The following is a 12,235-nucleotide window of genomic DNA, read 5'->3' on the forward strand; positions in this document are numbered from 1 at the left end:
CATGACAGTCAGCGCGCAGAACCTGGTATGGATCGACATGGAGATGACGGGTCTGGACCCCGAACAAAATGTGGTACTGGAGATCGCCACCATCGTCACCGACAAGGACCTGAACGTGCTGGCCGAAGGGCCGGTCATCGCCATTCACCAGAGCGACGAAGAGCTGGCCAAGATGGACGACTGGAACGTCAACACCCACACCAACAGTGGTCTGGTGGCCCGGGTCAAGGCGAGCCAGCACGATGAGGCGAAAGCCGTCGCCGAGACCCTCGAGTTCATTCGCCAGTGGGTGCCCGAGCGTACCAGCCCGCTGTGCGGCAACAGCATTGGCCAGGATCGTCGCTTCATGGTCAAGCACATGAGCGATCTGGAAGCCTTCTTCCACTATCGCAACGTGGACGTCAGCACCATCAAGGAGCTGGTGCGCCGCTGGCAGCCGGCGCTGCTGGACCAGTTCAAGAAGAGCGGTACCCATCAGGCGCTGGACGACATCCGCGAATCCATTGCCGAACTGCAGTTTTACCGCAGCCACGTCTTCAAGATCTGAGTCTGCGGCAAGGGCTTGTGCTCTCCCGGTTGCTAAAATCGACAGTTCGACCAGCTTTTGAGCGAACGCGCGCAACCAGACAAAAAAGCCCTTGCAATTGGAATGTCTGCTCTTATAATTCGGCTCCCGTACAGTAGCGCAAGCAACCAAATGCTGTACGGCCGTTTTAAGGTAGTTGCGGGAATAGCTCAGTTGGTAGAGCACGACCTTGCCAAGGTCGGGGTCGCGAGTTCGAGTCTCGTTTCCCGCTCCAAAAAGTTTGCTGATGACGTTCCGATGCGGGAATAGCTCAGTTGGTAGAGCACGACCTTGCCAAGGTCGGGGTCGCGAGTTCGAGTCTCGTTTCCCGCTCCAATCATCAGCACAGCCTCAAGACAACCTAATGTTGCGGGAATAGCTCAGTTGGTAGAGCACGACCTTGCCAAGGTCGGGGTCGCGAGTTCGAGTCTCGTTTCCCGCTCCAAAAATTTGTAAGTGATATTCCGATGCGGGAATAGCTCAGTTGGTAGAGCACGACCTTGCCAAGGTCGGGGTCGCGAGTTCGAGTCTCGTTTCCCGCTCCAATCACTTGCAGATGACATCCTGTTGCGGGAATAGCTCAGTTGGTAGAGCACGACCTTGCCAAGGTCGGGGTCGCGAGTTCGAGTCTCGTTTCCCGCTCCAAAAATTTGTAAGTGACATTCCGTTGCGGGAATAGCTCAGTTGGTAGAGCACGACCTTGCCAAGGTCGGGGTCGCGAGTTCGAGTCTCGTTTCCCGCTCCAATCACTTGCAAATGACATCCTGTTGCGGGAATAGCTCAGTTGGTAGAGCACGACCTTGCCAAGGTCGGGGTCGCGAGTTCGAGTCTCGTTTCCCGCTCCAATCTCTCTTCGAAGTTCTCATCATCCCTTTGAATTGCCCATCATATCGCGCCGCGATGATTTGCCGTGTCCGGCGTTCAGCCAGATCAGGCCCATGTCTTCTGTAGCCGCTTCGTGCGCAGGTGCTGGGGAGGGCTGTGGTTATAGGCAAGCTTATGATTGTCGTGGGGAGGGTTGCTGTTGCTGCGGGCAGGCTTGTGAGCGTGGCGGGGAAGGGGAAACGGTGGGCAAAAAAATAGGAGGGCCGATGGCTCCTCCTACAGGCTCACTGGCGTGGCTTAGAGCAGGGTAACGTTCTCAGCCTGAGGGCCTTTTTTGCCCTGGGTCACAGTGAACTGGACTTTTTGACCTTCAGCCAGGGTCTTGAAACCGGCGCTCTGGATGGAGGAGAAGTGAACGAAAACGTCCGGTCCCTGGGATTGCTCGATGAAGCCAAAACCCTTGGTCTCATTGAACCATTTTACTTGGCCGGTGCGAATGTCAGACATGTGGTAAGTCCTATCTATAACAAAATGAAACTAAGCCTTGTTGGGCAGCATTTGCCTAGAAATCAGGGGTTGAAGCATGACTGACCACGTCAATTTGTCCCAGTAGCATGTAGAACAATCCCTGTCTAAAGCACAAACGATTGTACGTGAGCGCGATCCCTTGTCAATTTGGCACTTTTCATTTTTTGAGCAAGCTAAAAATATTGTGAACTCAGCGGCTTATTTCATGGATTCAGGTCAAAAAAACGGGAGGCACCAGGCCTCCCGTTGTTTCATTCCTTGAGGGCGAATCCTTCGCCCTGTCGGTCGTAGCGGTAGATGGCCTGACCGTAGGAGCGGATCTCGACCCGCTGGATGCGGCGGGTATCATCGATCAGGATGAACACGGCCCGGCCCGATTGCAGGCGGGTCAGCGGCCGATCAGGCCCTTCGATGGCGATCAGGCGGCTGAGCTCGGCGCCCGGCAGCTCGAACTTGCGGAAGATGGAGTAGAGGGTCTCGCCGGCTTGCACGTCGTGCTGCAGCCAGGTGCCATCCACCTTCTCTTCGACCGGTTTGGCTGCGGCCGGTGCACTGCCTGTGGTGCCGTTGCCGACGGTGAGGGCCTGCGCCGGTACGGCGATGGGGACCGCCAGCGAACCGGACGGCGCTGCTTTGGGCGCGGGGACGGCCGGCTCCCAGGCCAGCACCAGCAACCAGAGCGGGATCAGGATCAGCAGCCCTATGGTGTGCTTGCGCGGCAGCGGGCTCGCCAGCTTGAACTTGCCTGTTTTGGCTTCCTGGCCGCGTTGGCCAAGTCCGCTCATGCCCTGGCCGATGCGTTGACGCAGGGGCAGGGTGGCGGCATTGATACGATGGAGCAGGGATCCTTGTGATTCGTCTTGGCGACGCTGCTGGGCTCGTCTGTTGTGGCCACGGGGGCGACGGTCCGGGGTGGGCACGGCATTTACCTCTCACTACATTGCCTGCCATCAGGCAAATTCGTGCCTATGGTAAACGGACTCGCCCCCGAGGGGGAGAGTCCTGAGGTGGAAAATTATCAGCTGAGACGAAATTGTCCCAGTAATTGCTGTAAACGCTCGGCCGCCTGGCGCAACGCCTGACTGGCTTTGGCCGTTTCGGTCGCATCCAGTGCGATGTCGTTGGCCAGTGCGTTGGTTTTTGACAGGTTGCCGGAGACGGTCTCGGAAACCGAGCTCTGCTCTTCGGCAGCGGAGGCGATCTGGTAGGTCATGTCGTTGATGGTGGAGATGGCCTGATAGATGCTGCCGAGCGCCTCTTCTGCCAGATCCGCCTCGCCCACCGCCTGATGGGTCAGCTGCTGGCTCTGGTTGATGGCGTTGACCGCGTTGGCCGAGCTGTGGCGGATCTTCTCGATCAGCTCCTGGGTATTCTGCACCGCCTGCTGGGTGTTGCCCGCCAGCTTACGTACCTCGTCGGCCACCACCGCAAAGCCGCGGCCCTGCTCGCCGGCCCGGGCCGCCTCGATGGCGGCGTTGAGCGCCAGCAGGTTGGTCTGATCGGCGATCCCCTGAATGACGGTGAGGATGCTGGTGATCTGCTCGCTGTCGTGGGCCAGCCCCTCGACCACCTCGGCCCCCTTGCCAGCCTCGGCGGCCACCTTGTGCATCGACTGGATCACCTGCTGGAAGCGCACTTTGCCCTGATCCGCCGCCCCCTGGGCCTGCTTGGCCGAGTCGGCGGTGTTGTTGGCGTGGGTCGCCACCTCCTGGCTGACGTAGGACATCTCCTGCACCGCGGTCAGCATCTGCTCCATCTCCGCCTGGTGGTGCTGCAGGTTGGTATCGGTCTGGCCGGCGATGCGATCGGTGTCGCCGGCGTGACGGTTGACCTCGCTGGCGGTCTTGAGCACATCCCCCAGCAGCACCTGCAGCTTGTCGATGAAGCGGTTGATGCCCTTGGCCAAGTCCCCCAATTCATCGCGGGACTGGGTATTGAGCCGCTTGGTTAGATCTCCCTCGCCATCGGCGATGTCATCCACCAGGCTGACCATCTGGCGGATGGGGCCGGTGATGCTGCGGGCAATGACCAGCATGGTGGCCAGCGCCAGCACCAGCACGACGACGGCGCCCACCAGTTGCTGGGTCATGGCGGCCCGGTTCATGTCGCTCAACTGGGCTTCCAGCTGGTCGGCCTCGGCCAGCACCACCTTGTAGGGCAGGGTGACGATGATGGCCCAGTTGCGGCTCATGCCCGGCACCGCGATGGGTACCGAGATACGAAAAGCATCGTCGAGCTCCTGGCGCTGAACCTCGGGTTTGAGGTACTGCTGCCAGCCGTTGCCGAGCAGCTTGTCGGCGCGGCTGCCGAGCAGGCTGTCATCACCGCTGGTGCCGGTGATGACGCCGGCGGCGCTGACGATCAGGGTCTCTCCCTTGCCGTCATAGATGTTGCTGTTGAGGGACTGGGCCTGACGGCTGATGGAGTCCACTGCCAGATCGAGCGCGGCGATCCCCTTGAACTGGCCACCCACCATGATGGGGGTGGTGATGGTGCTCACCAGCACCTGCTGGCCGTTGATGTCCACCTTGAAGGGGTCGATGAGGCAGGAGCGTCCCTCCCGTTTCGGGCAGGCGTAGTAGTCGTTGGCCGGATTGCCGAACTCATCCGGATCGCTCTTCTCGATAGAGAGCAGCAGGTCGGTGCCTATGCTCTCCTTGTCGCGATAGAAATAGGGCACGAAGCGCCCCTTGCTGTCACTGCCCAGCGCCGTCTGGCCGGCGAAGCTGGCATCCTGGCCGTCGAAGCCGTTGGGTTCGAAGCCGGCGAAGGCGCCGTAGAGCTGGGGTTCGAGGGCGAGCTGGGCCTTGAGCAGATCGGTGGCCTGCTGGCGATCCAGCGGCAGCTTGCCCTCCTGCTGCAGGGCGAGGGCGCTGGCCATCTGCTGGGTATAGGAGAGCCCCTTTTGCAGCAACTGGGTGATGGTGGCGGCCTCGGCACGGGCGTTGGCGCTGACCTTCTGCCATGCCTCCTGCTGCAGGGCGGCGCGGCTGGAGCTGATGGTCAGCTTCTGGGTCTGTTGACCCGAGTACTGGTTGAGCAGGATCAGGATGACCAGGGCGGCGGTCATGGCGATCCCGGCCATCACCAGAATGCGATTCTGGATAGAACGGAACTGCATCGTCTCTTCCTTGTTGGTGAGCGTTATTTGGATATCGGCCGGAGGAGGCAGCTCTCCAACACTTGTCATAGCAAAACGGAAACCGGGATTTTGTTTTGCGATCCCCTTCAAATATCAGGCGGCAAGCGGCTGGGACGCCTGTGCAACCCCCTACTTTTGCCCGCTGCGGCTGCATGGTTTTCCCATCCGTCATTGTCGGTGCTAAAATGCGACGGTTTTTTTAACGAATTGGCCCAAGGCCCTCTACACAAGGCTTAAAGATGAAAGTCAAAACCCGTTTTGCTCCCAGCCCGACCGGCTTTTTGCATGTCGGCGGTGCCCGTACCGCACTCTATTCCTGGTTGTTTGCAAAGAACCAGGGCGGTGAGTTCGTGCTGCGTATCGAGGATACCGACCTGGAACGTTCCACTCAGGAGGCGATCGACGCCATCATTGAGGGCATGGAATGGCTGGAGCTGAACTGGGATGAGGGCCCCTACTACCAGACCAAGCGCTTCGATCGCTACAACGGGCTGATCGACGAGATGCTGGCCGACGGCCGTGCCTACAAGTGCTACTGCTCCAAGGAGCGGCTGGAAGCGCTGCGCGAAGGCCAGATGGCCAACGGCGAGAAGCCCCGTTATGACGGCAAGTGCCGCGACCACGCCCACGATCACCCGGCCGATGCGCCGCACGTCATTCGCTTCCGCAACCCGACCGAAGGCTCCGTAGTGTTCGATGACCACGTCCGTGGCCGCATCGAGTTCGCCAACACCGAGCTCGACGATCTGATCATCCGCCGTACCGACGGCGCGCCGACCTACAACTTCTGTGTGGTGGTCGATGACTGGGACATGGAGATCACCCACGTGGTGCGTGGCGAAGACCACATCAACAACACCCCGCGCCAGATCAACATCTACAAGGCGCTGAACGCGCCGGTACCGGAGTTTGCCCACGTCTCCATGATCCTGGGTGACGACGGTGCCAAGCTCTCCAAGCGCCACGGTGCAGTCTCCGTGATGCAGTACCGCGACGACGGCTACCTGCCGGAAGCGCTGCTGAACTATCTGGTGCGTCTGGGCTGGTCCCACGGCGATCAGGAGATCTTCAGCCTGGACGAGATGATCAAGCTGTTCAGCCTGGATGCCATCTCCAAGTCTGCCTCCGCCTTCAATACCGACAAGCTGCTGTGGCTGAACAACCACTACATGCGCAGCCTGGATCCGGCCTATGTGGCCAAGCATCTGGCCTGGCACATGGCCGATCAGAAGATCAACACCAACAAGGGCCCGGCGCTGGCCGACGTGGTCACCCTGCTGGCCGAGCGCTGCAACACCCTGGTCGAGATGGCGGCCCAGAGCCGCTACCTGTTCGAAGAGTACGAGGCCATCGACGAAGCGGCTGCCAAGAAGCACCTGCGTGGCGTGGCTGCCGAGCCGCTGACACTGGCCAAGACCAAGCTGGCTGCTCTGGATAGCTGGACCACCGAAGCGCTGCATGAGCTGATTGAAGCCACTGCCGCCGAGCTGGGTCAGGGTATGGGCAAGGTCGGTATGCCGCTGCGTGTGGCGGTCACCGGTCTCGGTCAGTCCCCTGGCATCGACGCCGTGATGGCGCTGGTGGGCAAGGAGCGGGTTCTTGCCCGCATCGACCGAGCTTTGGCGTATATCGAAGCGCGCATGGCCGCCGAATAAGCGCCAGCCAGTGCTTGCGAAAGGGCTCCCGTACGGGGGCCCTTTTTTATGGCTTTGTCCCAGTTATGTGTTGAAAGGCTAACCTTGAAGTAGGTCATCACCTTGAGGGCCGCCATCATGGATACCCAAGCCTTTCAACAGCTACTGTCCCTCTTCCCATTGCTCACTTTGCGTCAGCGTCGTCTCGCGCAACAGGAACTCACCACCCCTCACCCCATCACCTCGTTGGCCACTCAACTTCCCGCATGCCAATGCTGCCCTCACTGTCAGGCCGAGGCCACACAACTAGCTCCCTGGGGCTGGTCTCGAGGGCTGCGCCGTTATCGCTGCAAGCAGTGTCTGCGCACCAGTTCCGTTCTCACCAACACGCCTCTCGCTCGACTTCGCAAGCCACAATGCTGGGAAGACTATGCACAGGCCCTCATCGACGGTCTGACCGTCCGGCAGGCGGCGCTCCGCTGTGGGGTCGGTAAAAACACCGCCTTTTTGTGGCGTCACCGCTTCCTGAAGGCCATGGCTAGCCACCAGGCAGTACGGGAAGAGGGTATCGTCGAGGTTGATGAGACCTTCTTCCTGGAATCCTTCAAAGGCCAGCGCGGATTACCCCGCCCGGCCCGCCAGCGTGGCGGCAAAGGCCGTACCCGAGGCACAGGGCCGGATTACATCCCAGTGATGGTGGTGCAAGACAGAGCAGGCCACCTGGCTGACTTCCAGTTGGAACAGTTGAATGCCAAGGCGGTGAAGGCGGTGCTTGAGCCGCTTATCGCCCCGGATGCCGTCCTGTGCAGCGATGGCGCTGGGGTGTATGCCAGTTTCAGCAAGTCGCAGGGCATGACCCACCAAGTGGTGCACAATCGTGCGGGAGAGCGAGTGGTGGGGGCGTATCACATCCAACATGTGAACGGGTACCACAGGCGATTGAAGGAGTGGATGGAGCGGTTCCATGGGGTCGCGACCCACTATCTGAGGAATTATCTGGGTTGGCGCAGGATGTTGGAGCGCTATGGGCGGGGAGTAAATATCTCACGCTGCTTGCATGAGGCGCTGGGGCGCCCCATGCAACACGTAATTGGGACATAGCCTTTTTTATGGGGATCGACCGGATCACCATATAGATATATTTCTTATGTCACTTATTGCCTGCCAACCGCAACTGATTATACTGCGCACCTGAATGTAACCTTGCTGAAACAATATGCTAACCAATCGTAATGAATTGATATGCGTATCTGCTTGCGTGCATTCTTATGGAAGGTTTGCCTGTATAAATATTTATGCTTGAAATGATCCATTAAAAGCTTGTTTGTGCATTTTATTGGGGTATTCTTGCGCCCGTTTTGCCGGGCGAGAGCATGGATATGCAGGCTTGCCTGGCTAAGGAAAAGTAACATTAAGGCTGTAGACCATGCTGGAAAAGACTCTGCAAGCACCTGCGCTCAATACCCGCCGCAACGTGCTGATGTTCCTGGTCCCGTCACTCATCGGGATCCTGCTGTTCATGACCCCCGTCATCTATGACGGAAACGTCACCATTCCCGTGGCCGTGCTGGCGAAGCTGGTACAAACGGTGTTTGCCGATTATCTGGTGGCCATGGTCAGCGCCATCATCACCACCACCATGCTGATGACGCTGGTAGCCTGGCTGTTCAAGCCGGCGATCCTGGTCAGGCGCCCCTTCCTCAACAGCCTGTTCAACGTCTCTCCCTTCTGGGCCTGCGTTCGGGTACTGGGCGGCATCTTCGTGTTGCTGACCTTCTTCGAGGCGGGCCCGGCGGCCCTGCGCTCCGATGCGACCGGCGGCCTGGTGCTGCATGATCTGCTGCCGGTGCTGTTCTCCGTCTTCATCTTCGCCGGCCTGCTGCTGCCCTTGCTGCTCGATTTCGGTCTGCTGGAGTTTGTCGGCACCATGATGACCCGCATCATGCGCCCGGTGTTCCGTCTGCCCGGTCGCTCCGCGGTGGACTGTTTCGCCTCCTGGCTGGGGGATGGCAGTGTCGGCATCCTGCTGACCAGCAAACAGTACGAAGGCAAGTTCTACACCCAGCGGGAAGCGGCCGTCATCGGCACCACCTTCTCTGCCGTCTCCATCACCTTCTGCCTGGTGGTGATCTCCCAGGTTCGGCTGGAGCACATGTTCGTGCCCTTCTACCTGACCGTCTGCCTGGCCGGGGTGGTAGCCGCCATCGTGGTACCGCGTTTGCCGCCGCTCTGCTGGAAGAAGGATGTCTACAGCGACGGAACTCCCCTGTGTCGCAAGCAGGAGTCTGTGCCGCACCAGCACAGCGTGCTGAGCTACGGCTATGAACGGGCCCTGACCAAGGCCGAGGGCATGACCGACATGGGGGCAGTGGCACGGGAAGGGGTGAAGAATGCGCTGGACATGATCTTCGGCGTGCTGCCGGTGGTGATGGCCATCGGCACCTGCGCCCTGATGCTGGCAGAGCACACCTCCATCTTCAACTGGCTGGGTGCCCCCTTCGTACCCTTGCTGGAGCTGCTGCAACTGCCGGAGGCGGAAGCGGCCTCCAAGACCATCATGGTGGGTTTTGCCGACATGTTCATCCCGGCGGTGCTGGCTTCCACCATCGAGAGCGACATCACCCGCTTCGTGATCGCTGCCATGTCGGTGACCCAGCTCATCTACATGTCGGAAGTGGGCGCCCTGCTGCTGGGCAGCAAGATCCCGGTCAAGTTGTGGGAGCTGTTCGTGATCTTCCTGCTGCGTACCCTGATCACCCTGCCGGTCATCGCCGGGGTGGCGCACCTGCTGTTCTGATCCGGCTCGCGCCTTGTCACACGGTCAACCTCGGTTGGCCGTTTTTTATGGCCGGCATTAGACCAAAGTGAGTCTTTTACTGGCCTTGTTTTTACATTAATGTAACAGGCTGCAAAAACACGCCAGCCGAGCAGTAGGCACGTCCAACCTATGTGGCCAGGAGTCACCCCATGACCTCACTGCTCAGCTACCGGGCCGGTCCCTGCGATCAGCCGCTGCTTCACCAGACCATAGGCGCCTACCTGCAACAGATCGCGGAACGTTTCCCCGACCGGCCAGCAGTGGTGGTGCGCCACCAGCAGATCCGCTGGAACTACCGTGAATACCTGACCCAGATAGACAGGTTGGCGCTGGGCCTGCTGGCGCTCGGGATCCGGCCGGGGGATCGGGTCGGCATCTGGTCGCCGAACAACATCGAGTGGTGCCTGGTACAATTTGCCACGGCCCGCATCGGGGCCATCATGGTCTGCATCAACCCCGCCTACCGCAGCTACGAGCTGGCCTTTGCCATCAACAACGTGGGCTGTCGGGCCCTCATCTGTGCCAGTGCATTCAAGGGCTGCGACTACCTCGCCATGCTGGGGGAGTTGGCGCCAGAACTAGAGCATTGCCCACCCGGCCGCCTCGCATCATCCCGGCTGCCGAGCCTGGAGATGGTGATCCGGCTCGGGGAGGAGCAAAGCGCCGGCATGCTCAACTTTCCCGAGGTGCTGGCACTGGGCGACCGGCAGGACCCGGGCTGGCTGGCCCGGGTGGCGGCCACCCTCAACCCCGATGACGCCATCAACATCCAGTTCACCTCGGGTACCACGGGCAACCCCAAGGGGGCCACCCTCAGCCACAGCAACATCCTCAACAACGGCCGCCAGGTGGCACAAGGCATGGCGTTCAGCGAGCAGGACCGGCTCTGCATCCCGGTGCCGCTCTACCACTGTTTCGGCATGGTGCTCGGCAACCTGGCCAGCATCAGCGTGGGGGCCTGTGCCCTGTTTCCGGCCGAAGCCTTCGATCCGGCGGCCACCTTGCGGATGGTGAGCGAGGAGCGCTGCACCGCCCTGCACGGGGTGCCGACCATGTTCATCGCCGAGCTGGAGCTGGCGGAGTTTGACCAGTTCGATCTCTCCTCCCTGCGCACCGGCATCATGGCCGGTGCCATCTGCCCCGAGCCCTTGATGCGCAAGGTGCAGACCCTGATGCACATGACCGAGGTGACCATCGCCTACGGCCAGACCGAGTGCAGCCCCATCAATCACATGACCGCCATCGATGCGCCGCTGGACAAGCGGGTCACCACGGTTGGCCGCGCCATCGGCCACACCGAGATCAAGCTGGTCGACCCGAGCGGAGAGATAGTCGCCATCGGCGAGCGGGGCGAGATCTGCTGTCGCAGCAACGGAGTGATGCAGGGTTACTGGCAGGATCCGGTCAAGACGGCGGAGACCATCGACCAGGAGGGGTGGCTGCACTCGGGGGACATCGGCATCATGGATGAAGAGGGCTATGTGCGGATCGTCGGGCGCAGCAAGGAGCTGATCATCCGCGGTGGCGAGAACATCTATCCGCGCGAGATCGAAGAGCGTCTGTACGATCATCCGGCGGTGCAGGATGCGGCAGTGTTCGGGGTCGACAGCGAGCGCTATGGCGAAGAGGTGTGCGCCTGGGTCAAGCTCAGACCCCGCCAGGAGGCCAGCGAGGAGGAGCTGAAACAGTTCCTGGCGGCCCGCATCGCCTATTTCAAGGTGCCCAGGTACATCCGGTTCGTGGAGGAGTACCCCATGACGGTGACAGGCAAGCTGCAAAAATTCAGGATGCGGGAGCTGATGAGTGACGAGCTGGCCCGCCAGCACGCCGAGGCGACGGGCTGAGTGGCGGTGACAACGGAAAAAGGGCCTGCGGGCCCTTTTTCGTCAGCGTCCAAGCGGATGGGGCTGTGCCGGTGTGCGGGGGCACTGCACCAGCAGCATGTGGGTGGTGAAGGTGCTGGTCTGGGGGAAGCCTGGGCGAAATCCCGTCACCGGATCGGCGACCCCCATGCTCATCTGGTGAGTGGTGATGGTGCGCTTGCTTCGATCGACTTGCTGATAGCCGTGGGGGCAGCTCAAGAGCGCCTGTTGCTGGCACTCCTCTGGCGCGCCGCACTCGATCTGGAAGCGTTGCTGAGCGGGATTGGCGGAGGGGAGTTCGCTGACGGTGGCGGGCTCCGGCAGCAGGGCGCAGCCGGACAGCAAGATGCTGCCCAGCAGACATATTCTGGGTGACATAAGAGGCTCGTCCTTGGTGAGACAAGAGAAGGGCCGGCCAGGATTCGGGTTTCCCGTGCCAGCCGCGAAGCGCGGATCAGCGCGGGGTGATGCCCATGTCGACCGGACACTGGATGGTCAGGGAGTGGACCGTGTTGGCGACGCGATAGGGCTTGGCTGCCTTGTAGACCTTCTTGTCTTCGTCGTAGCTGCCCCCCAGATACTGGGTGCTGTAGAGCGTCTGCTGGCGGCGATCGGTCTCCTTGTAGCCCTGCGGGCAGGTCTGGTTGGCCTGCTGGAAGCAGGCCGTCATGCTGCTGCACTCGATGTAGAAGCCGCGCTGGCTGGCATCGGCCAGGTGCACCGGGGTAACGGTGGGGGCGGGGGGAGACAGCAGGGAGCAGCCGGACAGCGTCAGCGCGCCCAGCACAATGAGATGTTTTGACATAGATAACCTGAACAGTGTGGTGTGACAAAGAGTGAGGGGGAGTCTATTGCTCCCCC

Annotated in this window: 10 protein-coding genes and 7 tRNA genes; 12 read left to right on the top strand and 5 right to left on the bottom strand. The window is 60.7% G+C overall.

Annotated elements, in window-relative coordinates; genetic code table 11:
• Position 1: 1 nt before the first annotated feature.
• From orn to ACPW75_RS01655, 8 genes are all read left to right on the top strand, one after another.
• Positions 2–547 (top strand): oligoribonuclease, encoded by a 546-nt coding sequence (gene orn / locus ACPW75_RS01620; RefSeq protein WP_045526077.1) that lies wholly within the window; start codon positions 2–4, stop codon positions 545–547.
• A 177-nt stretch (positions 548–724) separates the two neighbouring features.
• A tRNA-Gly gene (locus ACPW75_RS01625) sits at positions 725–800 on the top strand.
• A 25-nt stretch (positions 801–825) separates the two neighbouring features.
• Positions 826–901: transfer RNA gene (locus ACPW75_RS01630), tRNA-Gly, on the top strand.
• Positions 902–934: 33 nt separating this feature from the next.
• Positions 935–1,010 (top strand) — tRNA-Gly (locus tag ACPW75_RS01635).
• A gap of 24 nt (positions 1,011–1,034) precedes the next feature.
• Positions 1,035–1,110: transfer RNA gene (locus ACPW75_RS01640), tRNA-Gly, on the top strand.
• A gap of 24 nt (positions 1,111–1,134) precedes the next feature.
• A tRNA-Gly gene (locus tag ACPW75_RS01645) sits at positions 1,135–1,210 on the top strand.
• A gap of 24 nt (positions 1,211–1,234) precedes the next feature.
• A tRNA-Gly gene (locus ACPW75_RS01650) sits at positions 1,235–1,310 on the top strand.
• Between the two features lie 24 nt (positions 1,311–1,334).
• Positions 1,335–1,410: transfer RNA gene (locus tag ACPW75_RS01655), tRNA-Gly, on the top strand.
• 277 nt (positions 1,411–1,687) lie between these two features.
• Here the strand turns inward: ACPW75_RS01655 and ACPW75_RS01660 are convergent.
• The 3 genes from ACPW75_RS01660 to ACPW75_RS01670 all read right to left on the bottom strand — a co-directional run bounded on the left by ACPW75_RS01660 (position 1,688) and on the right by ACPW75_RS01670 (position 5,039).
• Entirely contained in the window at positions 1,688–1,897 is a 210-nt protein-coding gene (locus ACPW75_RS01660; protein ID WP_011707209.1) for a cold-shock protein, read from the bottom strand.
• Between the two features lie 272 nt (positions 1,898–2,169).
• The gene (locus tag ACPW75_RS01665; RefSeq protein WP_077095405.1) at positions 2,170–2,838 is read right to left on the bottom strand and encodes a LysM-like peptidoglycan-binding domain-containing protein; all 669 of its coding nucleotides are present in this window, start codon (positions 2,836–2,838) and stop codon (positions 2,170–2,172) included.
• A 98-nt stretch (positions 2,839–2,936) separates the two neighbouring features.
• Complete coding sequence (locus ACPW75_RS01670) at positions 2,937–5,039, bottom strand: methyl-accepting chemotaxis protein (protein WP_179101316.1); 2,103 nt, start codon at positions 5,037–5,039, stop codon at positions 2,937–2,939.
• 260 nt (positions 5,040–5,299) lie between these two features.
• Between ACPW75_RS01670 and gltX the strand changes: the two genes are divergently transcribed.
• From gltX to ACPW75_RS01690, 4 genes are all read left to right on the top strand, one after another.
• Entirely contained in the window at positions 5,300–6,715 is a 1,416-nt protein-coding gene (gene gltX, locus ACPW75_RS01675; RefSeq protein WP_077095407.1) for a glutamate--tRNA ligase, read from the top strand.
• Positions 6,716–6,832: 117 nt separating this feature from the next.
• On the top strand, positions 6,833–7,795 hold the full coding sequence (locus ACPW75_RS01680; RefSeq protein WP_190283743.1) for an IS1595 family transposase: 963 nt from the start codon (positions 6,833–6,835) through the stop codon (positions 7,793–7,795).
• A gap of 325 nt (positions 7,796–8,120) precedes the next feature.
• Positions 8,121–9,491: a YjiH family protein gene (locus tag ACPW75_RS01685; protein ID WP_016349611.1), complete on the top strand. Its 1,371-nt coding sequence runs from the start codon at positions 8,121–8,123 to the stop codon at positions 9,489–9,491.
• Positions 9,492–9,661: 170 nt separating this feature from the next.
• Entirely contained in the window at positions 9,662–11,356 is a 1,695-nt protein-coding gene (locus ACPW75_RS01690) for an AMP-binding protein (protein WP_077095409.1), read from the top strand.
• A 42-nt stretch (positions 11,357–11,398) separates the two neighbouring features.
• On the opposite strand, the gene ACPW75_RS01695 is transcribed toward ACPW75_RS01690, so the two are convergent.
• Positions 11,399–11,752, bottom strand: coding sequence for a hypothetical protein (locus tag ACPW75_RS01695; RefSeq protein WP_077095410.1), 354 nt, complete (start codon positions 11,750–11,752; stop codon positions 11,399–11,401).
• A 76-nt stretch (positions 11,753–11,828) separates the two neighbouring features.
• Positions 11,829–12,179, bottom strand: coding sequence for a hypothetical protein (locus tag ACPW75_RS01700; protein WP_024944334.1), 351 nt, complete (start codon positions 12,177–12,179; stop codon positions 11,829–11,831).
• Positions 12,180–12,235: the final 56 nt, after the last annotated feature.

The organism is Aeromonas sp. FL131, assembly GCF_049860615.1.
Taxonomy (GTDB): Bacteria; Pseudomonadota; Gammaproteobacteria; order Enterobacterales; family Aeromonadaceae; genus Aeromonas; species Aeromonas hydrophila.